Source organism: Mesorhizobium sp. M8A.F.Ca.ET.207.01.1.1 (genome assembly GCF_004794715.1).
Lineage (GTDB): Bacteria > Pseudomonadota > Alphaproteobacteria > Rhizobiales > Rhizobiaceae > Mesorhizobium.
The window spans coordinates 306,569-328,338 of the sequence record NZ_SRUS01000007.1; the positions used below are offsets into that span (position 1 = coordinate 306,569).

19 protein-coding genes are annotated in these 21,770 nt (G+C 64.1%); 9 read left to right on the top strand and 10 right to left on the bottom strand.

Annotated features, from left to right (window positions below; genetic code table 11):
• Positions 1-66: 66 nt before the first annotated feature.
• From EN850_RS22575 to EN850_RS22595, 5 genes are all read right to left on the bottom strand, one after another.
• The gene (locus EN850_RS22575) at positions 67-1,065 is read right to left on the bottom strand and encodes an ABC transporter ATP-binding protein (protein ID WP_136092266.1); all 999 of its coding nucleotides are present in this window, start codon (positions 1,063-1,065) and stop codon (positions 67-69) included.
• A 202-nt stretch (positions 1,066-1,267) separates the two neighbouring features.
• Positions 1,268-2,422 carry an ABC transporter substrate-binding protein gene (locus EN850_RS22580; protein WP_135862241.1) on the bottom strand — a complete coding sequence of 385 codons (1,155 nt, stop codon included), beginning with the start codon at positions 2,420-2,422 and terminating at the stop codon, positions 1,268-1,270.
• A 211-nt stretch (positions 2,423-2,633) separates the two neighbouring features.
• Complete coding sequence (locus tag EN850_RS22585; RefSeq protein WP_136092267.1) at positions 2,634-3,545, bottom strand: LysR substrate-binding domain-containing protein; 912 nt, start codon at positions 3,543-3,545, stop codon at positions 2,634-2,636.
• A 73-nt stretch (positions 3,546-3,618) separates the two neighbouring features.
• Positions 3,619-4,236 (bottom strand): DedA family protein, encoded by a 618-nt coding sequence (locus EN850_RS22590; RefSeq protein ID WP_136092268.1) that lies wholly within the window; start codon positions 4,234-4,236, stop codon positions 3,619-3,621.
• Positions 4,233-4,832, bottom strand: a complete 600-nt coding sequence (locus EN850_RS22595) for an rRNA adenine N-6-methyltransferase family protein (RefSeq protein ID WP_127873580.1) — start codon at positions 4,830-4,832, stop codon at positions 4,233-4,235. The genes EN850_RS22590 and EN850_RS22595 overlap by 4 nt, the downstream gene beginning before the upstream one ends.
• Before the next feature lie 304 nt (positions 4,833-5,136).
• On the opposite strand from EN850_RS22595, the gene EN850_RS22600 reads away from it, so the two are divergent.
• The 4 genes from EN850_RS22600 (at position 5,137) to EN850_RS22615 (ending at position 8,591) form a co-directional block, all read left to right on the top strand.
• The gene (locus tag EN850_RS22600; RefSeq protein ID WP_135882952.1) at positions 5,137-5,811 is read left to right on the top strand and encodes a response regulator transcription factor; all 675 of its coding nucleotides are present in this window, start codon (positions 5,137-5,139) and stop codon (positions 5,809-5,811) included.
• Positions 5,812-5,821: 10 nt separating this feature from the next.
• Positions 5,822-7,183: a HAMP domain-containing sensor histidine kinase gene (locus tag EN850_RS22605; RefSeq protein WP_136092269.1), complete on the top strand. Its 1,362-nt coding sequence runs from the start codon at positions 5,822-5,824 to the stop codon at positions 7,181-7,183.
• Positions 7,184-7,252: 69 nt separating this feature from the next.
• On the top strand, positions 7,253-7,702 hold the full coding sequence (locus EN850_RS22610) for an Rrf2 family transcriptional regulator (RefSeq protein ID WP_127873574.1): 450 nt from the start codon (positions 7,253-7,255) through the stop codon (positions 7,700-7,702).
• The gene (locus EN850_RS22615; RefSeq protein WP_136092270.1) at positions 7,692-8,591 is read left to right on the top strand and encodes an NAD(P)/FAD-dependent oxidoreductase; all 900 of its coding nucleotides are present in this window, start codon (positions 7,692-7,694) and stop codon (positions 8,589-8,591) included. The genes EN850_RS22610 and EN850_RS22615 overlap by 11 nt, the downstream gene beginning before the upstream one ends.
• Here the strand turns inward: EN850_RS22615 and EN850_RS22620 are convergent.
• Complete coding sequence (locus EN850_RS22620) at positions 8,588-9,364, bottom strand: DeoR/GlpR family DNA-binding transcription regulator (RefSeq protein WP_127280250.1); 777 nt, start codon at positions 9,362-9,364, stop codon at positions 8,588-8,590. The genes EN850_RS22615 and EN850_RS22620 overlap by 4 nt on opposite strands.
• A gap of 416 nt (positions 9,365-9,780) precedes the next feature.
• Between EN850_RS22620 and EN850_RS22625 the strand changes: the two genes are divergently transcribed.
• Together EN850_RS22625 and EN850_RS22630 are read left to right on the top strand one after the other, a co-directional pair.
• Positions 9,781-10,668 carry a phosphotransferase family protein gene (locus tag EN850_RS22625; protein ID WP_127280249.1) on the top strand — a complete coding sequence of 296 codons (888 nt, stop codon included), beginning with the start codon at positions 9,781-9,783 and terminating at the stop codon, positions 10,666-10,668.
• A complete protein-coding gene (locus EN850_RS22630) occupies positions 10,665-13,106 on the top strand; it encodes an FAD-dependent oxidoreductase (protein ID WP_136092271.1) in 2,442 nt (813 codons plus the stop codon). Before EN850_RS22625 ends, EN850_RS22630 begins: the two co-directional genes overlap by 4 nt.
• Here the strand turns inward: EN850_RS22630 and EN850_RS22635 are convergent.
• Positions 13,103-13,735: a class I SAM-dependent methyltransferase gene (locus tag EN850_RS22635; RefSeq protein WP_136092272.1), complete on the bottom strand. Its 633-nt coding sequence runs from the start codon at positions 13,733-13,735 to the stop codon at positions 13,103-13,105. The genes EN850_RS22630 and EN850_RS22635 overlap by 4 nt on opposite strands.
• Before the next feature lie 95 nt (positions 13,736-13,830).
• On the opposite strand from EN850_RS22635, the gene EN850_RS22640 reads away from it, so the two are divergent.
• Entirely contained in the window at positions 13,831-14,733 is a 903-nt protein-coding gene (locus tag EN850_RS22640; protein ID WP_136092273.1) for a phosphotransferase family protein, read from the top strand.
• Between the two features lie 18 nt (positions 14,734-14,751).
• Here EN850_RS22640 and EN850_RS22645 read toward each other — a convergent pair whose 3' ends face one another.
• Both EN850_RS22645 and EN850_RS22650 read right to left on the bottom strand, forming a co-directional pair.
• On the bottom strand, positions 14,752-15,675 hold the full coding sequence (locus tag EN850_RS22645) for a DMT family transporter (RefSeq protein WP_127873578.1): 924 nt from the start codon (positions 15,673-15,675) through the stop codon (positions 14,752-14,754).
• A gap of 108 nt (positions 15,676-15,783) precedes the next feature.
• The gene (locus EN850_RS22650) at positions 15,784-17,064 is read right to left on the bottom strand and encodes an amidohydrolase family protein (RefSeq protein WP_136092274.1); all 1,281 of its coding nucleotides are present in this window, start codon (positions 17,062-17,064) and stop codon (positions 15,784-15,786) included.
• Between the two features lie 152 nt (positions 17,065-17,216).
• Here EN850_RS22650 and EN850_RS22655 point away from each other — a divergent pair, with 152 nt between their 5' ends.
• The gene (locus EN850_RS22655) at positions 17,217-18,971 is read left to right on the top strand and encodes an ABC transporter ATP-binding protein (RefSeq protein WP_127278649.1); all 1,755 of its coding nucleotides are present in this window, start codon (positions 17,217-17,219) and stop codon (positions 18,969-18,971) included.
• A 159-nt stretch (positions 18,972-19,130) separates the two neighbouring features.
• On the opposite strand, the gene ilvD is transcribed toward EN850_RS22655, so the two are convergent.
• On the bottom strand, positions 19,131-20,975 hold the full coding sequence (gene ilvD / locus EN850_RS22660) for a dihydroxy-acid dehydratase (protein ID WP_135930614.1): 1,845 nt from the start codon (positions 20,973-20,975) through the stop codon (positions 19,131-19,133).
• A gap of 266 nt (positions 20,976-21,241) precedes the next feature.
• Here ilvD and EN850_RS22665 point away from each other — a divergent pair, with 266 nt between their 5' ends.
• Positions 21,242-21,712, top strand: a complete 471-nt coding sequence (locus tag EN850_RS22665; protein WP_136092275.1) for a VOC family protein — start codon at positions 21,242-21,244, stop codon at positions 21,710-21,712.
• Positions 21,713-21,770 lie beyond the last annotated feature (58 nt).

A 21,770-nucleotide genomic window follows, 5' to 3' on the forward strand; every position in this document is an offset into this window, starting at 1 on the left:
GGCCGGCAGGCCAGAGGGGGGCGCCGTAGAGCGCCACGCTGGAGACTCTAATCGCGCAAACCTTCATCATGCCGGCTCGTCCATCAGATGCAGATGCTCGCGATTGAAGGTGAGCACAACAGCCTCGCCTTCCCTAGGCAGCACTGTCCCCGCCGGCACGACGGCGTGCAGCTTCAACCCGTCGGCATCGAGCGCCAGCCTGGTGGTGGCGCCGAGATAGTTGGTCGAGACGAGACGCGCGGCCACGCCCTCGCCGCTCGCGGCGCGGCCGACGCGAATGGATTCGGGCCTGAGACTCCCCCAGCGGTGCTGGCCGGAATAACGCTGGACGAAGTCCGGCGGCAGCACGTTGGACGAGCCGACGAAATCGGCGACGAAGCGCGTGCTTGGGCGCTGATAGATGTCTTCCGGCGTGCCGATCTGCATGATCCTGCCGTCATTGAAGACGGCGACGCGGTCGGCCATCGACAGTGCCTCGCCCTGGTCGTGGGTGACGAAGACGAAGGTGATGCCGAGCGCCTTCTGCAGTGATTTCAGCTCCTCCTGCATGTTTTCGCGCAGTTTGAGGTCGAGCGCGCCGAGCGGCTCGTCGAGCAGCAGCACCTTGGGCTGGTTGACCAGCGCACGCGCCAGCGCGACACGCTGGCGCTGGCCGCCGGAGAGCTGGCCGGGCCGGCGCGCGCCGTAGCCGGGCAGCCGCACCAGTGACAAGGCTTCTTCCGCCTCCTTGTGCCGCTCGGCCTTGCCGACGCGCTTGACCATCAGTCCGTAGGCGACGTTGTCGAGCACATTGAGGTGCGGGAACAGCGCATAGTCCTGGAACACTGTGTTGACGTTGCGGCGATAGGGCGGCACGCCCTCGGCGCGCTCGCCGAAGATCGAGATGGAACCCGCCGTCGGCTGCTCAAAGCCGGCGATGAGACGCAGGCACGTCGTCTTGCCCGAACCCGATGGCCCCAGCATGGCGAAGAATTCGCCGGGCGCAATGTCGAGGTCGACCGCGTCGACAGCGTGAACACTGCCGAAATGGCGCGAGACTTTTTGAAAGGAAACGGCTGGGGTCATTGGGTGTCCTGATCTGTCAGGCTCGTCAAAAATTTCGGGGCGTTGGCGCTGCCCCTCATCCGCCTGCCGGCACCTTCTCCCCGTAATAGGGACGGGGAGAAGGGACGCGCTTCAACGCTGACGGTACCCTCTCCCCGTTCTTCACGGGGAGAGGGTAAGGGTGAGAGGCAGCGTCAACTTATCAATAGATGCGCGGCGAAAATCACCGTCCGCCGATGACGCCGATATAATCCGACACCCAGCGATAGTAAGGCACGCACTGATCATTCTGGGTGACGCATTTCGAGACCGGCGTCTTCCAGAACTTGATCTTGTCGAAATTGTCGTAGCCGTTGGTCTTGCAGCCTTCCTCGCCGAGCAACTCGTTGCCCTTGCAGGCGGCGGGCACGACCGGCAGCGAGCCGAACCAGGCCGAGACATCGCCCTGCACCTTCGGCGCCAGCGAATGCTCTAGCCACATATAGGCGCAGTTCGGGTGCGCCGCGTCGGCTTCCATCATGGTTGTGTCGGCCCAGCCGGTGACGCCTTCTTCCGGCACGGTCGAGGCAACCGGCTTCTTGGCGGCAACTAGCGTGTTGACCTGGTAAGGCCACGAGCCCGAAGCAACCACGCCTTCGTTCTGGAAGTCATCGACCTGGATGGCGGCGTCATGCCAGTAGCGGCCGACCAGCGTGCGCTGGACGCGCAGCAATTCGAGCGCCGCCTTGTACTGGTCCTCGTTCAATTCGTAGGGATCCTTGATGCCGAGTTCCGGCTTGTGGAACATCAGGTAGTTGGCGGCATCGGCGATGTGGATCGGTCCGTCATAGGCCTGGACACGGCCCTTGTTGGACTTGCCATCCGGCAGCTTCATTTCCTCGAAAACGACATTCCAGCTCTTCGGCGCTTCCTTGAACACCTCGGTGTTGTACATCAGGATGTTCGGACCCCACTGGTAGGGAACGCCGTAATGCACTTTGTCGACGGTGAACCAGGGCGCGTCCTTGAGCCGGTCGTCGACCGTCTTCCAGCTCGCGATGAGATCGGTGTTGATCGGCTGCACGCGCTTGCCAGCGACGAGGCGCAACGAGGCATCGCCCGAAGCGGTGACGAGGTCGAAGCCGCCCTCGTTCATCAGCGACACCATCTCATCGGATGTATTGGCGGTCTTGACGTTGACCTTGCAGCCACTCTCCTTCTCGAAGGCGGTGACCCAGTCATAGCCCTTGTCGGTCTCGCCGCGCTCGATATAGCCCGGCCAGGCAACGATGTTGACCTGGCCTTCGCCCTTGCCCAGTTCCTTGACCTGGGCAACGGCCTGCCCGGAGAAGGTCAGCGCGACCGTCAGCGCAGTGCATGACTTCAGGAATGAATTCATCATCAATCTCCCATTTTGGCGCGTGACCCTGAAACCGCTCCGGTTTTCGCCAGATCACGCGCGGACTGAAAAACGTGCCAGTTCGTCCAATGGACTGATGCCGCTCTGATGGCGGCTTTGGTCCCTGAACGGAAGGTGCTTGGAAAATTCCGGTTTCGCAAATTCATTTATCAGAAGGGCGATATCGGTTTTTCCGATAGATCGCCGCGGATCAGGGCCGCTGGCGGACCGTCCGTTGCGACTGGGCAAGCCCGATGAAGTCGCGCGCCGCCTGCGGCAGGCTGGAGCCGCGCCGCCAGACCATGCCGACCTGCACCACCGGCAAGGCACCGGAAATGTCGCGCGATTCGATGCGGTCGCCTTCCAGCGACCAGGGCCGGTAGACGAGATCGGGCAGCAGCGCCACGCCGGCGCCGGTGGCGACGAGGCTGCGCACGGCTTCCACGGAACGGGTGCGGAAGGCGACATGCGGCCTGGCGCCGATCGCCGTCAGCAGCTTGCCGGTGTTCTCCTCGATCTCGTCGACGGTGAGCATGATCAGCGGTTCGGAGGCGATATCGCCGATGCCGATGATGTCGGCGCCAGCCAAGGGATGGCCGAGCGGCAGCCACAGCCGATAGGCCGAGACTTCGAGGATTTCCGATTGCAGGGCAGTGCGGTCGCGCAAATTGGAGGTGACCATGACGGCAATGTCGAGCTTGCCGCCGATGAGCAAATGTTCGAGGTAGTCGCCATTGTCCTCTATGGCCGACACCTCGACGCCGGGATAGGCGCGGCGGTAGCGGGAAAGCAGATCCGACAGCACATAGCCGGCGACCAGAGAGGTGACGCCGAGCTGCAGCCGGCCACCGGCGACGGCCTGTTCGCCGGAAAAAGAGCGGCGGGCGTCGGATACGTCGGCGAGGATCTTTGTCGCGTGACGCAGGAACTGGTGGCCCTTGTGGGTGATGTTGAGGCCGCGCGGATGGCGCTCGAACAGTTCTACGCCGAGATCGCTTTCAAGTTCCTTGATCGCTTCGGTGACCGACGATTGCGAGATGGAGAGGTTTTGCGCCGCGCGCGACACCGTGCCTTGCTCGGCAACGGCGACGAAGAACTGCAACTGGCGGATGGTGAAGGCCATGGCCGGACTAAACACCGGCAGGCAAGCGAAGGAAAGCGGATCGCGGAGCTTATCCCATGACCCGGTGGCGCGTTCAGCCGAGCATCAGCGTGATGCGGCGTCGCCATGTCGGGCCATAGCGCAACGCAAGCATGAAGGCCGCCTCCAGCGCCACGACAATAACGATGATGCGCAAGCCCACCGTGAAAGAATCCTGGCCGCTGCCGTGCATGAGATAGCCGGTCAGGAGAAAGCCCGCATTCCATATGGTGGCGCCAAGCAGCGTCGCGGCCGCGAAAGGCAAGGCAGGCAGACACAGCGCGCCAGCTGCGATCGGCAGGTAATTGCGCACGGTCGGGATGAACTGCGCCAGCAAGGATACCCTGACATGATTGCGGCGATAGGCCTGGCCAAGCTTGCGATAGGTTTCGGGGCGCAGGAAGACATATCTGCCGGCTCGTCCGATCAGCCTGTCGGCACGGTCGAACCCGATCCGGCGGCCGACCCCATACCAGACAAGGCAGCCGGCGAAGGAGGCGGAAGTCGTCACCGCCAACAGGATCGCCAGCGTCGCACCGTCAGGCGCCGCCGTCATGCCGAGAAACAGCAGCAACACATGCGAGGGCGGAATCGGCAGGATCTTCTCGGTGAAGGCAAGGCAAAAGACGCCGAACAGGCCGAAGCCGAGAATGACCGACAATGGTCCCGTCATGCGAAGCGCCAGTCATAGGTTCCGGCTGCCTTGATTCTGGCGATGCGATAGACCGTCGCCGGCGGGAAATTGCGGAACGTATGACCAACCCGCGTGACCTCGAGATCGAGCCGGTCGAGCAGCGACTGGTCGAACGGACAGCGCCGTCCGAGCGTGAACTGATAGAGGGCTCCGCCGGGACGAAGGTTCGCGAAAACACCTTCGAGAATGGCGAGCGTCTTGCGCGGCGAAATCAGCCGGAAAGGCAAGCCGCTGACGGCAGCGCCAATCACCGGCCGGTGGAAGAGCGACAGATGGCGCAGGCCGACAGCATCCATTTCAAAAATCCGGGCGGCAGGAAAACGACGCATGAGCAGCGCGGCGAAATCCGGATCGGACTCGATCAGCGTCAGATCCTCCTCCTTCACCCCGCGCGACAGCAGCGCCCGTGTGAAAGGACCTGTTCCTGGACCGAGCTCCAGCACGGGGCCTGTCTCAGGTCCGATGTCACGGGTCATCAATGCCGCCAGGCTGGAGCTGGACGGCGTGACGGAGCCGACCCTGAACGGCGCGACGGTCCACGCCATGAGAAAAGACAGAGCATCATTTGCAGGCATGGTAACCTCAATCCCGTACAACAGCACCCCAACCAGTCTGGTGTGCCACCTGATTTCGTTTCAGCGTCATTTCCGCTTCAACGTCGGGCCCGACCTGTTGCATATTCGGGCCCGACGCCTTCACGCCGGCATGGGCGATTCGTGCCGACCGGCGCTGTTTGCCGCGACTGGGTTGCATAGACATTGCGCAATCTCGGAGAGCCAAAGAAAGCGCCTGTCGACCCCAGGCCGTTCGGCTTTGCCATGTTTGCGCAATGTTGGCGCGGTAGCGCCCGAAGCTGTTGCCGTTGCTGGAGAACTGTCGATGCGAATCTTGCTGGTCGAGGACGAGCCCGAAATGGTCTCTGCCTTACGTGCCGCGCTGAAGCGCCACGACATGGTGGTCGATCATGCCGGCTCGCTCATCGAAGCCGAAGGCTTCGTCGCCGCCGACAGCTACGACGCGATCCTGCTCGACCGTCAGTTGCCGGATGGCGACGGGCTGTCGCTGGTGCCCAGATTGCGTTCGGCCAAGAACACCACGCCAGTGCTGATGCTGACGGCGAGAGGCGACACAGCGGACAAGGTCGATGGGCTGGACATGGGCGCGGACGACTATCTGGCAAAACCATTCGCCTTCGAGGAATTGCTTGCCCGGTTGCGCGCGCTGCTCAGGCGTCCGGCACCGATGCAGTCGCAATTCATCCGCGCCGGCGACCTGGTGCTCGACGTCGGGCATCGCGAAGCGTCGATCCGTGCCGAACCGCTCAGCCTGCCGCGGCGCGAACTCCTGGTGCTGGAGGCGCTGATGCGCCGGACCGGTCGCATGGTGCAGCGCGAGGCGCTGATGGAGGCGGTGTTCGGCCTCGACGACGAGATCCAGTCCAACGCGCTCGACACCCACGTCTCGCGCCTGCGCCGCAAACTCGCCGATGCCGATGCCGGCGTGACGATCAATGGCATTCGCGGCGTCGGCTATCTCCTGCGCGAAACGACATGAGCGCCGAGCTATGAGCCTCAAGCGCCCGCGTTCGCTCAAATGGAGCCTGGTGCTGCGCATCGCCCTGCTGCAATGCGCGATGCTGACGCTGATCATCGTCGGCATTCTCGGCGCCATGCTGGCCACCGGCCTTATCCCGCATGACTACGAGGACGGCACGATGGACGTGCTGGCGGATGCGGTGATACGCGATGCCGGCGGCAAGCTTGTCATCACCGAGACGCCGGATATGGCAAAGCTGCGCTCGAACGTTCCGGACCTCTGGTTCATCATCCGCGACAAGCAAGGGCACCGACTGGAAGAAGGCAGGGTGCCGGCCATTTTCCAGCCCTTTGCCGGACTGCTGGACATTATCAGCGACGCCCGTATCGACCACGCAATCGGACAAGCCGCGCCGCCGGAGGGAAAGATCCGCTGGACCGATACGGCGGCCGGCAATGTCCAGATCTTCAGCGGCACCAAGGGCGGGCTTTCGCTGCTGCGCCTGCTCGGCCAGGCGCCGCAATTCTTCCTGCAAGGCATATTGCCGCTCGCCGGGCTGATGGCGTTGGCCACGCTGGTCGCGACACCATGGGTGGTGCGCGGCGCACTGTCAGGCCTTGGCCATGCGGCCGCAGAGGCCGAACGCATCGACATCGACCAGCGTGGCGTGCAGCTGCCGCTGAAAGATGTGCCAAAGGAAGTGACGCCGCTGGTCAAGGCGGTGAACGCCGCCCTTGCGCGCCTGGACAAGGGCTATGAACGCCACAAGCGCTTCCTGACCGACGCCGCCCATGAACTCAGGACACCGGTCGCCATCCTCAACACGCGCCTTGCCTCGCTGCCGGCGACGCCGGAGCGGGCAAGGCTGCTGCAGGATGCGGCACGGCTTTCGACGCTGACCGACCAGCTGCTCGACCTGCAGCGCCTCGACCGGCAGACAACGGCCTTCGAAAAGGTAGACCTCGTGGCGATCGCGCGCGGCGTCATCGTCGACCTCGCGCCGATGGCGTTCTCGGCCGGCTACGAAATGTCGTTCGAGCCGGAACGGGACACGCTTTTTGCCACCGGCGACCGCACCGCGATCGAACGCGCGGTGACCAACATCGTGCAGAACGCCATCGAGCATGGCGGCCGCGCCGGCAAGATCACCGTCAGCGTCACAATGCCCGCCATCATCGAGGTCCGGGACGAAGGCGACGGCGTGCCGCCGGGCGAGCGGGAGCGCATTTTCGAGCCCTTCTACCGGCTGCGTCCGCAGGATCACGGCGCCGGCCTCGGCCTCAACCTCGTGCAGGAAATCATGCATCTCCATGGCGGCCGCATCGAGATCCTTGACGGCAAACCGAGCGGCGCCTGCTTCAGGATGAGTTTTCGCGCTTTGCCGGCATAGCGTCGCCGTAAATCATTAAGCGACCTTCGCGTGTTTGACATCGCGAAGAATCGTAACTAATTAAGTTACATGAAACGCAACAGTCGCCTGTCCTCCACCCTGCACATTCTCGTCCACATGGCGGAGAAGCCCGAACAGGCGCTGACCTCCGAGCAGCTTGCCACCTTCATCCACACCAATCCGGTGGTGGTGCGCCGGACCATTGGCGGCTTGCGCGATGCCGGCATCGTCACCTCGTCGCGCGGGCATGGCGGCGGCTGGCTGCTCGGGCGCGCGCCCGAAAACATTTCACTGGCCGAGATCAGCGTGGCTCTTGGCGAGACGCTGCTGCCCTTCAGCACCGAGCCGGAAAGCCCAGGCTGTCTGGTCGAGCAAGCGGTGATCGCCGTTCTCGACGATTTTCGCGTCGCGGCCGAGAAGCTGCTGGCGGAGAAGCTCAGCCGCATCACGCTGGCCGACCTGACCGCCGATTTCCGCCGCCGTTACGCCCTCATTGGAGTCTCCAGCCATGCAGTATGATCTTGCCGTCGTCGGCGGCAGCTTCGCCGGCCTGTCCGCCGCCATCCAGGCGGCGCGGGCGCGGCGCAACGTGCTGGTGATCGACGCCGGCCAGCCACGCAACCGCTTCGCCACGCATTCGCACGGCTTCCTCGGCCAGGACGGGCGAACGCCCGGCGCGATCCTCGACGATGCAAGGCGGCAATTGCTTGCCTATCCGACGGCCAGGCTTGTCACCGCACGTGCGGACAAAGCCATTGCCAACAGCACAAGCGATTTCGAAATCGCCATCGATGGCGGCGACACATTCGGCGCCGCCCGGCTGGTGCTTGCCACCGGCGTTCGCGACATCCTGCCGGAGGTTCCCGGGCTCGCCGGACAATGGGGTATGACCGTGCTGCACTGTCCCTATTGCCATGGCTACGAGGTTTCCGGCGGGCCGCTTGGCGTGCTCGCGACCGGTCCGATGTCCATACATCAGGCCCAGCTGATTTCCGACTGGGGTGACGTCACGCTGTTCGGCAACGGCCTGATCGAGCCCGACGCCGAGGAGATGCTTGCCCTGGATGGCAAGAATGTCAGCTTTGAGCCCGCGCCGGTCAGCGAACTCGGGGAAGACGGCTCCGGCGGATTGGTTGTCCACCTCGACGGCGGCCGAAAGGCGGGCGTCAAGGCGATGTTCACCGCGCCCCGCAACACGATGACGAGCCCGTTGGCCGAACAGCTCGGCTGCGACTTCAAGGACGGCCTGCTTGGCCCGATGATATCAGTCGATGACAGGCAGCAGACGACGATACCCGGCGTCTATGCCGCCGGAGACGCGGCACGCGCGATGCATAACATCGCCTTCGCCGTGTCGGGTGGCACTTTTGCGGGCGTGTGCGCCCATCAATCCTTAGTGTTTGGCTAAATTCCGGCTTCGCCGCGGGCGATGCTGAGCCGCGCGCCGGCCTGTGCGAGGGCGGCGGCAATGTCGTGCGGCGGCGCGCGGTCGGTGGCGAGTTCGGAAAAGCCGTCGAAGCCGCAGACCTGAACCAGGCCCTGGCGGCCGAATTTCGTGTGGTCGGTGATGACGAGCGAGCGCTGGCCGCGCGACAGCACCATGCGGGCAAATTCCGCCTCTTCCAGATCATAGTCCATGACGCCCGTCAGCGCATCCACGGCGCCGGTGGAGATAATGGCGTGGCTGACCGAGAAGCGGCTGACGAACTCGATGGCCGACGTCCCGAACGCGGCGCCTGAATCGCTGCGCAACTCGCCGCCGGCCATATACACCTTGTTGCCGTTGATGGTGGCCAGCGTGCGAGCGATATCGGACGAGTTGGTGACGACCGTGAGGCGCCGGTGGCCGAGCAGTTCGCGCGCCAGGAACGACGTCGTGGTGCCGGTGTCGAGCATGATCGATTCGCCGTCACGGATGGTGGCCGCGACCGCGCGGGCAATGCTGCGCTTGGCGTCGGCATGCTCGCGCATGCGCCGTTCGAACGGCGCTTCGCCGATCATCGACGGCAGGCCGATGGCGCCATGCATCTTCAGAACCGAGCCGTCGCTGGTGAGCGGCTTGACGTCACGGCGCACGGTTTCGAGCGACACGCCCAACCGGTCGGCCAGGCTGGCGATGGTGACGGTTCCCTCTTCCTGCAGCAGCCGCAGGATTTCGCCATGCCGTTTCGAGTGAATCATTTTGAGTCCTGGAGAATTGACCGATTCTAGGGCATTCCTAACGCTTTTAAAGGAATTGCCCATGCTTTCGGGCAAAATACCCAAAAAAAGTCACATCTTTTTATTGACAGAAGGGCAACCCTGGCGTGAAATCCAACCTCAAGAGGGGTTCGGAGCTGCGCGGGAGGGTAATTGGCAGGGCCGCAACTCACTGACCAGGCAGCATGTAACGTGCCTGGTGCAGGGAATTTTCAGATCCGCGGGGGCGGATGCCGGGTTCAAAAACCTGGCCAAGGGGCTCGTCGGTGCGGTGCGGGATACCAATCCTGGCGTCCCGCACCGACGAGATTGTTTGCACTTCCCCCCGCCGTCGTTGCGCTGCCCGTGGCGCCGTGTCGAAGCCCAGCAAACCAGGTCAGCAAACCAGGGATGATTCCGTGATTGCCGAAGACCGCATCCGCGCCCTGCCCTGCTGGACGGGCGCCATCGAGATCGCGCCGCTGCCCGGCGGCTTGAGCAATGCCAATTATGTGGTCACTGACACGGCCGGCAAACATGTGGTGCGCTTCGGCCAGGACTATCCGTTCCACCATGTCTTCCGCGAACGCGAGGTGATGACCGCACGGGCGGCTCACGCCGCCGGCTTCGCGCCGGCGGTCCATTATGCCGAACCCGGAATCCTGGTGACGGCGTTTCTTGGCGCCAAAACCTATCTGGCCGAGGACGTGCGCGCCAATCTGGGCCGCGTGGCGGCGCTGATGCGCGGCTTTCACCGAGAGATGCCCAACCATATCTCCGGCGCCGGCTTCATGTTCTGGGTGTTCCACGTCATCCGCGACTATGCGCGCACGCTTGACGAGGGCGGCAGCCGAAAGCGCGGTGACCTGCCGCGCTTCCTGGCGCTGGCCGACGAACTGGAGCGTGCCCAGAAACTGCTGCCGATCGTCTTTGGCCATAATGATCTTCTGCCTGCCAACATTCTCGATGACGGCAGCAGGCTGTGGCTGATCGATTTCGAATATGCCGGCTTCAACACGGCGATGTTCGACCTTGCCGGCGTCGCCTCGAACGCCGGCATGAGCGACGCGGAATCCTTCGCCTTCCTGACCGCCTATTTCATGAAGGAGCCGGACGAGGCGATCCGCCGCTCGCACGCCGCCATGCAATGCGCCTCGCTGCTGCGCGAGGCGATGTGGAGCATGGTGTCGGAGCTCTATCTCGACGCGCCCGGCATCGACTACGTCGCCTACACCGAGGAAAACCTGGTGCGGCTCGACGCGGCGCTGGAAAACTACCGGACAAAATACGGGATCCTGAAATCATGACCTTGCCTAGCCAGGCCGCGGTCGTCGTCATTGGCGGCGGCATCATCGGCTGTTCGACGGCCTATCATCTTGCGCGCGACCACAAGGTCGACGTGGTGCTGCTCGAACAGGGCAAGCTGACCTCGGGCTCGACCTGGCATGCCGCCGGGCTGGTCGGGCAATTGCGCTCTTCGGCCTCGATCACGCGAGTGCTGAAATACTCCGTCGACCTTTACAAGGGACTGGAGGCCGAGACCGGGCTCGCCACCGGCTGGAAGATGACCGGCTGCCTGCGGCTCGCCACCAATGCCGACCGCTGGACCGAGTACAAAAGGCTGGCGACGACAGCGAAGAGCTTCGGCATGGACATGCACTTGCTGTCTCCGGCGGAGGTCAAGGCGATGTGGCCGCTGATGGAGACCGGCGATCTGGTCGGCGCTTCCTGGCTGCCGACCGACGGCCAGGCGAGCCCTTCCGACATCACGCAGTCGCTGGCCAAGGGCGCGCGCATGCATGGCGCCAAGCTCTATGAGGACGTGCGCGTCACCGGCTTCGAGATGAAGGGCGACCGCATCACGGCGGTGAAGACCAACCAGGGCGACATTGCCTGCGACAAGGTGGTGAACTGCGCCGGACAATGGGCACGGCAAGTCGGCGCCATGGCCGGCATCAACGTGCCGCTGCAGCCGGTGAAACACCAGTACATCATCACCGAGAAGATCGCGGGGCTGGCAACCGACGCGCCGACGCTGCGCGACCCCGATCGGCGCACCTATTTCAAGGAGGAGGTCGGCGGCCTGGTGATGGGCGGCTATGAGCCGAACCCGCAGGCGTGGACGACAGGGGACGTGCCCAACGATTGGGAATTCCGGCTGTTCGACGACGACTACGATCATTTCGAGCAGCACATGGTTCAGGCGATCGCGCGGGTGCCGGCGCTGGAAGCCGTTGGCGTCAAGCAGATGATCAACGGGCCGGAAAGCTTCACGCCGGACGGCAATTTCATCCTCGGCGTGGCGCCCGAATGCGCCAACATGTTCGTCGGCGCCGGCTTCAACGCCTTCGGCATCGCCTCGGGTGGCGGCGCCGGCTGGGTGCTGGCGCAATGGGTGGTCGACGGCGAGGCGCCGCTCGACCTGTGGGTGGTCGACATGAGGCGCTTTTCCAACCTGCACCGCGACCGGCACTGGGTGTGCGAGCGCACGCTGGAAGCCTATGGCAAGCATTACACGATCGGCTTTCCGCACGAGGAGTATGCCAGCGGCCGGCCGCGCATCGTCTCGCCGCTATATGAGCGGTTGAAACAGCAGCGCGCCGTGTTCGGCTCGAAGCTCGGCTGGGAGCGGCCGAACTGGTTCGCGCCGGAGGGCGTCGAACCAAGGGACGTCTATTCGATGGGCCGGCAGAACTGGTTCGCGGCCGTCGGCGACGAGCACCGGCATGTGCGCGAGCATGTCGGCATTTTCGACCAGTCGTCCTTCGCCAAGTATGAGCTGAGCGGCCCCGACGCGGCCAAGGCGCTGGACTGGATCTGCGCCAACGACGTCAGCAAGCCGGTCGGCCGGCTGACCTACACGCAACTTCTCAACACGCGCGGCGGCATCGAGGCCGATTTGACCGTGTCGCGGCTTGCCGAGGAGAAATTCTACATCGTCACCGGCACCGGTTTCCGCACCCATGACGCCTCGTGGATCAGCGACCATATTGGCGAGGGCCTCGATGCCAGGCTGACCGACGTCACCGAGGATTTCGGCACGCTGTCGCTGATGGGACCGCGTGCCCGCGACGTGCTTTCGGCGGTGACCGGGAGCGATGTGTCGAATGCCAGCTTCCCGTTCGGCCATATCAGGGAAATCGTCATCGCCGGCCACACGGTGCGGGCGCTGCGCGTCACCTATGTCGGCGAACTGGGTTGGGAGCTGCATGTGCCGATCGCCGCCACCGGGGAAGTCTTCGACGCGCTGATGGCGGCCGGCCGGAAGCACGACATCCGCCCGGTCGGCTACCGCGCGCTGGAATCGCTGCGGCTGGAAAAGGGCTATCGCGCCTGGGGCTCCGACATCACGCCCAACGACACACCGCTGGAGGCCGGGCTCGGCTGGGCGGTCAAGCTCAGGAAGAACACCGACTTCGTCGGACGGCGTGCACTCGAGAAGGTTGGCGGCGCGTCCCTGAAGAAGCGCTTTGCCGGCTTCACGGTCGACGATCCGGAGATCGTGCTGCTCGGCCGCGAAACCATTCTGCGCGACGGCGAGCCAGTCGGCTATCTTACCAGCGGCGGCCATGGCTACACGGTGGGCAAGAATATCGGCTATGGCTATGTGCGCAGCGCCGACGGGGTGAGCGATGATTTCCTCGCCTCGGGCAGCTATGAACTGGTGGTCGCGATGCAGCGGACGCCGGCGAATATCCATCTCGAGCCACTATACGACCCGGCAATGGAGCGGGTGAAGGCTTAGCTTACGCGCAAGGCGAGGCCACGACTGGGCACGGTATCGGCCTCGCCAGGCATGGAGACGTAAGGGCGGGTTTCCTCGGCGCGGGTGACGAGGCCTTGCGCTTCGAGTTCGGCGATGCGCGCGGCAAAGCCCTGATCCCATAGCGTGTTCTTGACCGTCAGCACGATCACCCCGCCCGGCCGGCAGATGCGGATCAATTCGTCCAAGCCCTCGGCGCCGACATGACCCGAGGTGAAGACGCCGGCCGAGATTATGCCGGCATAGGCGTCGTCGGCAAAAGGCAAGGCGCCGCCGAGCGCCAGGCAATGCAGCGCCGAATAGACACCCTTGCGCGCGGCCTGATCCAGCATGCCTTGCGAGATATCCAGCGCCTCGACCTGGGGATAGCCGGCAATATCGAGCCATTCGCCGATCAGCCCGGTCCCTGCCCCGGCGTCGAGCAGCGGGGCTGACCCGCGCGGCAGATGACGGGCGAGCAAGGCAAGGCAGATCGTCGGGTGGCGGTAACCGGCCGCCGACATGTCGACGTCGTAGGTCTGCGACCAGCGATCATAGAGTGCCGCCACCTCTTCCGGGCGCTTGGCCGCGTAGACTTCGCCGAGCGCGCCATGATGTTTGCTGTCCGCCACGTGCCCACCAACTCCTTCGTCTCGCCGGAATGATAGCCAAACGGTGAAAATTGTGGAACCGTTGCAGCGAAGAAATAACGCGTGGGAACGCAGGCATGGGGACAGACGAGGCGCGGGCAAGACTTGCCGCCATTCCGCTGCTGGCCGGCTACACCGGGCCGCTGGAACGGCTCGGCGGCCTGACCAATCTCGTCTTCAAGGCCGGGGATTACTGCCTGCGCATTCCAGGCAAAGGCACCGAGGAATATATCAACCGCGCCAACGAGGCGATAGCGGCGCGCGAGGCGGCAAGAGCCGGCGTTAGCCCCGAGGTGCTGCATGTCGATCCCGGTACTGGAGTCATGGTGACGCGCTACATCGCCGGTGCCGAGACGATGTCGCCGGAGAAATTCAGGGACCGGAAGGGCAGTCCGGCCCGGGCGGCCGAGGCCTTCCGCAAGCTGCATGCGTCCGGCGCGGTCTTCCCCTTCCGCTTCGAGCTGTTTTCGATGATCGACGACTATCTCAAGGTGCTGTCGACCAGGGATGTCGCCCTGCCCGCCGGCTATCACGACGTGGTGCGCGAGGCCGGCGGCGTGCGCGAGGCCTTGGCCGTCCGCCCCTTGCCTCTCGTCGCCTGCCATTGCGACCCGCTGTGCGAAAACTTCCTCGATACGGGCGAGCGGATGTGGATCGTCGACTGGGAATATTCCGGGATGAACGATCCGCTCTGGGACCTCGGCGATCTCAGCGTGGAAGGCAGGTTCGACGCCGCCCAGGACGAAGAGCTGATGCGCGCCTATTTCGGCGGCGAGGCGAAGCCGGCGGAGCGCGGCCGCGTCGCCATCTACAAGGCTATGTGCGACCTGTTGTGGACGCTGTGGGGGCTGATCCAGCTCGCCAACAACAATCCGGTGGACGATTTCCGCGCCTATGCCGACGGCCGCTTCGCGCGCTGCAAGGCGCTGATGGAGACACCAGAGTTTTCCAGGCACCTTGCGGCGATACGCCAGGGCTAGTCACCCGAAATCCGGGCTTTAGTTCACACCCTTCGGCACGTTCTCCGGCGGCACCGTGGTATCGACCACCTTCTGGCGGTGGAAGATGAACAGGCCGGCGAGAACGATGATGCCCGAGCCGATCAGGATGCGCGGGCTGGGCACATCGCCGAAGAATGCCAGCCCGAACACCACCGCCCACAGGAGCAGCGTGTAGTGCAGCGGCGCCAGCGTCGAGGCCGGCGCCAGTTTCAGCGCCCGCGTGATCATCAGATGCGCGCCGCAGGAGACGATGCCGAGCAGCAGCATGGCGCCGAGATCGAGCGGCGACGGCGTCTTCCAGGCGCCAATGGTCAGCACGCCGCCAACCGCCAGCGTGCCGATCGTCTGCCATGTCACCAGATTGGTGTCGCTGGTGCCGCGCAGGCGCCGGTTGAGGATGATTGCGAAGGCGAAGGCGAGGCTGCCGACAAGCGCGAAACTCGACGACAGCGAAAACGCGGCGGAGGATGGCTTCAGCATGATCACCACGCCGCAGAAGCCGAGCAGGATCGCTACCCAGCGGCGCCAGCCGACCTTTTCGCCAAGCAGGAAATGCGACAGCGCCGCCACATAGATCGGCCCGGCCATGTAGAAGCTCATCACATCGGCAAGCGGCAGATAGACGACGGCGGCGTAGAACAAAGCGGTGTCGAGCGTCGTCGCAACCACGCGCAGGATCTGCAGCCCGGGCCGCTCCATCTGGAACAGTCTGCCGGCGCCCTGGTTGGCGATCATCGGGCCGAGCACGATAAAGGCGCCGATCGAACGGATCAGCACCACCTGGCCGACGGAAAAGCTGGCAACCAGCCACTTGCCCATCGCGTCGTTCAGCGCAAACAGGAAGTCGCCGGCCAGCATCAGCAGGATGCCGGCCAGAAGAACATTCCTGATTGGGGAATTCCGCGCCACGGGTTGCGTCATGCCGGCCCCGATTCCTCCCTCGCCTGAGCCGCGTCGTAGACGGAAGCGGTGGCTTTGACGAGGAGAAATCAGGAAATGAGTAAGACCAGCGTCGGGAATCGGCTGTATCTAGGTGGATATATGTCTGCGGTTCACCTGCCCCGGCCTGCCGGGAATGGACAGCCTGGTATCCTGCCTTGTCCTTTCCGCCACCACCTTGCCCCTGGCGACGACGCAGATGCGCTCGGCGCGCAGGCGCAGGGCCTCGATCGGATTGCCGGCATCGAGGATCACCAGGCTGGCGCGCTTGCCGACCTCCAGACCGAGATGATCGAGGCCCATGATCGCGGCGTTGACGTTGGTGACCATGTCGAAGCAGCGCGCCATGTCGGCGGGGCTCGACATCTGGGCGACATGCAGGCCCATGAAGGCGACGTCGAGCATGTCGGCGGTGCCGAGCGAATACCAGGGATCGAGCACGCAATCCTGACCCCAGCCGACACGGATGCCGAGCGCCAGCATTTCCTTGACCCGCGTCATGCCACGCCGCTTGGGAAAGGTGTCATGGCGGCCCTGCAGCATGATGTTGATCAAGGGATTGGGGATCGCGGAAACGCAGGCCTCGGCGATCAGCGGCAGAAGCTTCGAGACATAGTAATTGTCCATCGAATGCATCGAAGTGAGATGCGAGCCGGCGACCCTGCCCTGCAGGCCGAGCCGCTGCGTTTCATAGGCCAGTTGCTCGATGTGGCGCGACAGGGGATCGTCGGTCTCGTCGCAATGCAGGTCGACCATCAGGCCGCGTTCTGCCGCGATTTCGCACAGTTCGGTCACCGAGCGCGTGCCGTCGGCCATGGTGCGCTCGAAATGCGGAATGCCGCCGACGATGTCGACGCCCATGTCCAGCGCGCGAATGGTGTTTTGGCGCGCCGTCGGCGAGCGATAGAAGCCGTCCTGCGGGAAGGCCACCAATTGCAGGTCGATATAGGGGGCGACGGTCTTCTTAACCTCCAGCAGCGCCTCGACCGCCAATAGCCGGTCGTCGCAGACATCGACATGGGTGCGGATGGCAAGCAGCCCCATCGACACCGCCCAGTCGCAATAGGCGAGCGCGCGGTCGCGCACCGCTTCGTGCGTCAAAAGCGGCTTCAGTTCGCCCCACAGCGCGATGCCTTCAAGCAGCGTGGCCGATGCGTTGATGCGCGGTATGCCGTAGGACAGCGTGGCGTCCATATGGAAATGCGGATCGACGAAGGGCGGCGACACCAGATTGCCACGGGCGTCGACCTCGGTCCGCGCGGAACCCTCGAGCTTCGGCTCGATCGCCGCGATCGTCTCGCCGCTGATGCCGATGTCGGCGATGCCGCCATCCGGCAGTGTGCCGCCACGAACGATTAGGTCGAAATCCATCTCTCATCATCCCGCTTGAAGAATCACAGTCGCATCGTGTCTCAAAAGACAGCCTGCCGCAGCGGGTTTCTTTCCATGGTGGCGAAAGGTTCCCTCCGGCGGCAACTCCCTCTATAAGCCGCCTTCGTCATCCCGGCATCAAGGATCAGCCGTTGTTTCGCTTCTTCCGCTCGACGGAAAACCAGCGCCTCGTCGCAAGGCTGCTCAGGGAATCGTTCCGGCAGCACAGGGCCGGCTACGCCGCCGCCATCCTGTCGATGCTGGTGGTCGCCGGCATGACGGCCGCCAGCGCCTGGATCCTGCGCGAAATCACCAATGAATTCGTGATCGACAAAAGGATCGACCGCGTCAACATGATTGCCGTGGCGGTCGCCGCGATCTTCATCGTCAAGGGCATCGCCAACTTCGTCCAGGCCTACTTCATGAGCCGGGTCGGTAACGCCATCATCGCCGAACGGCAGCGCAAGATTTATGACCGCATCCTGGCGCAAGGCATCGAGTTCTACCATTCGACCTCGTCATCCGACCTGATCACCCGCATGACCAACAATGCCCAGGCGGCGCGCAACGTGCTCGACCTCATCGTCACCTCCTATGTGCGCGATCTGGTGACGCTGGCCGCCTTGATTGGAGTCATGGTCTGGCAGCAGCCGGCGCTGTCGCTGATCTGCTTCGTCGTCGGTCCGCTGGCCATCTATGGCGTCAACCGCATCCTGAAACGCGTCCGCAAGTTCGCTGCCATGGAGTTCCGCTCGGTCGGCCAGATCGTCCAGGTGATGCAGGAAACCGCGATCGGAGTGCGCGTGGTCAAGTCCTTCAACCTCGAAGGCCTGATGCGCAAGCGCATGTACAGGGCGGTGTCCGATGTCGAGGACCGGGCCAACAACATCGCCGCGCTGGAAGCGGTTACCAATCCGGTGATGGAAACGCTGGCCGGGCTGGCGATCGCCGGCGCGGTCATGATCAGCGGCTTGCTGGTTCTGCAGGGCGGCCAGATGCCTGGCAACATCATGGCCTTCATCGCCGCGCTGCTGCTTGCCTACGAGCCGGCTAAACGCCTCGCACGCGTCCGTATCTCGTTGGAGAGCGGCATTGTCGGCGTGCGCATGATGTTCCAGTTGGCCGACGAGCCGCTGACATTGGCCGAGAAGCCGGATGCCAAGCCGCTTCAGGCCGGGCCCGGCGAGATACGGTTCGACGCCGTCAGCTTCGCCTATCAGAACGGCCCGCCGGTGCTGGAAGGGTTCGACCTGACCCTTGAGGCCGGCAAGATGACGGCGCTGGTCGGGCCTTCCGGCGGCGGCAAGTCGACGATCCTCAACCTGATCATGCGCATGTATGACCCCAAGAGCGGCAGGGTGCTGCTCGATGGCCAGGATATTTCCCATGCCACGCTGGCCTCGCTCAGGGAAAAGATCGCCTATGTCAGCCAGGACACGTTCCTGTTTGCCGGCACGATCATGCATAACATCCGTCTTGGGCGCGAGGGCGCCACCGACGACGAGGTGATCGCCGCGGCCAAGGCGGCCAACGCGCATGACTTCATCGTCGCGCAGCCGAAAGGCTACGAAACCGATGTCGGCGAGAATGGCGGCCTTTTGTCAGGCGGCCAGCGCCAGCGCATTTCCATCGCGCGTGCCATGCTGCGCAACGCCGAAATCCTGCTGCTGGACGAAGCGACCAGCGCGCTCGACGCGGAGTCCGAGGCGCTGTTCCGCGACGCGCTGCAACAACTGACGGAAGGGCGCACCACGATCGTCATCGCGCACCGCCTGTCCACCGTGCACCAGGCCGACACGATCGTGGTGCTGGAAGCCGGAAAGGTGGTGGAAAGCGGGGCGCATCGTGCCCTGCTCAAGCAGGGCGGGCTTTACCAGAAGCTTTATGAATATCAGCTGATGCCGTGAGGGTGCCTTCGAATGTAGGTGCCAGACCCCCTCATCCGGCCCTCCGGGCCACCTTCTCCCCGAGGGGAGAAGAGGTCGTCAACGCGGGCGTCAGCCTCTTCTCCCCAACGGGGAGAAGGTGGCCGCGCAAGCGGCTGGATGAGGGGGCCGGCGCGAACCTTACTCCGGCACGTGCCTCACCGCGCCCTTGTCAGCGCTGGTGGCGAAGGCGGCGTAGGCGCGCAGCGCGGTCGTCACCTTGCGCTTGCGCTTTTCCTCCGGCTTCCAGGCGTTCGCGCCCTTGGCCTCCATCGCCGCACGGCGCGCGTCGAGTTCGGCGTCGCTGACAGCCAGGCGGATGGTGCGGTTGGGGATGTCGATCTCGATCGTGTCGCCTTCCTGCACCAGCCCGATCAGCCCGCCTTCCGCCGCTTCCGGCGAAGCATGGCCGATTGACAGGCCCGACGTGCCGCCGGAGAAGCGTCCGTCGGTGACCAACGCGCAGGCCTTGCCCAGGCCCTTCGATTTCAGATAGCTGGTCGGATAGAGCATCTCCTGCATGCCGGGGCCGCCGCGCGGGCCCTCATAGCGGATGACGACGACATCGCCGGCCTTGATCTCATTGGCGAGGATCGCCTTGACGCTGGCGTCCTGGCTTTCGAAGACGCGAGCCGGACCGGTGAATTTCAGGATCGACTCGTCGACACCGGCCGTCTTCACGATGCAGCCGTCGAGCGCCAGATTGCCCTTCAGGACGGCAAGGCCGCCGTCCTTGGAGAAGGGCGTCTTCGCCGAGCGGATGACGCCGGTCTCGCGGTTCGTGTCGAGCTCTTCCCAGCGACGGTCCTGGCTGAAGGCGACCTGCGTCGGCACGCCACCTGGGGCGGCGAGGAAGAAGTCGCGCACATTCTGGCTCGAGGTGCGGGAAATATCCCAATGGTCGAGCGCTTCGCCGAGGCTGGCGGTGTGCACCGTCGGCAGGTCGCGGTTGATCAGCCCGGCCTCGTCGAGTTGGCCGAGGATCGCCATGATGCCGCCTGCGCGATGGACGTCTTCCATGTGCACGTCGGACTTGGCCGGCGCCACCTTGCACAGCACCGGCACCCGCCGCGACAGCCGGTCGATGTCTTCCATGGTGAAGTCGACCTCGCCCTCATGCGCGGCGGCCAGGATATGCAGCACGGTGTTGGTCGAGCCGCCCATGGCGATGTCGAGCGTCATGGCGTTCTCGAAGGCGCCCTTGGAAGCGATGCTGCGCGGCAATGCGCTCTCGTCATCCTGTTCGTAATAGCGCTGGGCGAGATCGACGACGAGATGGCCGGCCTCGACGAACAGCCGCTTGCGGTCGGCATGCGTGGCCAGTGTCGAGCCGTTGCCGGGCAGCGAAAGCCCCAGCGCCTCGGTCAAACAATTCATCGAATTGGCTGTGAACATGCCCGAGCAGGACCCGCAGGTCGGGCAGGCCGAGCGCTCGATGACCTTGACGTCCTCGTCGGAGATCTTGTCGTCGGCGGCCGCGACCATGGCGTCGACAAGGTCGAGCGCCTGGGTCTTGCCGGCCAGCACGACCTTGCCGGCTTCCATCGGTCCGCCGGAGACGAAGACGGTCGGGATGTTGAGGCGCAGCGAGGCCATCAGCATGCCGGGGGTGATCTTGTCGCAGTTGGAGATGCAGACCATGGCGTCGGCGCAATGGGCGTTGACCATGTATTCGACGGAATCGGCGATCAGCTCGCGCGACGGCAGCGAATAGAGCATGCCGTCATGGCCCATGGCGATGCCGTCATCGACGGCGATGGTGTTGAATTCCTTGGCGACGCCGCCGGCCTTCTCGATCTCGCGCGCGACGAGCTGGCCAAGGTCCTTCAGATGGACATGGCCAGGCACGAATTGGGTGAAGGAATTGACTACCGCGATGATCGGCTTGCCGAAATCACTGTCCTTCATGCCGGTGGCGCGCCACAGGCCGCGGGCGCCGGCCATGTTGCGGCCATGGGTGGTGGTGCGGGAACGGTAGGCGGGCATATTTTTTCCTTGGTGGCTGGCCGCAGCCGAAGAGTGGCGCGGCGGCGCTGAATTTTGATCGCAGGGGTTATAGACCGGCAAGTATGGTCTGGCCACATTTTTGCAATGCGCCAGAGTCTTACCGAAAATCGGCGTCTGCAAAAAAATTGCATGCCCTGTCGGATCGCGCGCCGGACGCCCGTCCTTGGTTCAACGGCAAGGGAATGGCACCATTCCCGGAGCCAGCCGTTTCACCGTAGCAGCAAGAAGCAACCGAGGAGCGCGACATGCAAAAGATCACCACCTGCCTGTGGTTCGACGACCAGGCCGAAGAGGCGATGAATTTCTACGTCTCCATTTTCAAGAACTCGAAGGTGCTGAGCGTGATGCGCTGGCCAGAGGGTCATGCAAATGAAGGCAAGGCGCTGGTGACCACGTTCGAACTCGACGGCGTGCAGTTCCAGGCGCTCAACGGCGGACCGCAATTCAAGTTCAACGAGGCAATGTCGCAGTCGATCGACTGCAAGACGCAGGAAGAGGTCGATTATTTCTGGGACAGGCTCATCGAAGGCGGTGGCGAACCGTCGCAATGCAGCTGGCTGAAAGACAAGTTCGGTGTCTCCTGGCAGGTCGTGCCGGAGCAACTGCCCAGGCTGCTTCAGGACCCGGACAGGGCCAAGGCCGGCCGGGTGATGTCGGCGATGATGCAGATGAGCAAGATCGAGATCGACAAATTGGAGGCGGCGGCGAAAGAATAGTCAACGCCGGCGCTGCCCCTCATCCGCCCTTCGGGCACCTTCTCCCCGTGAACGGGGA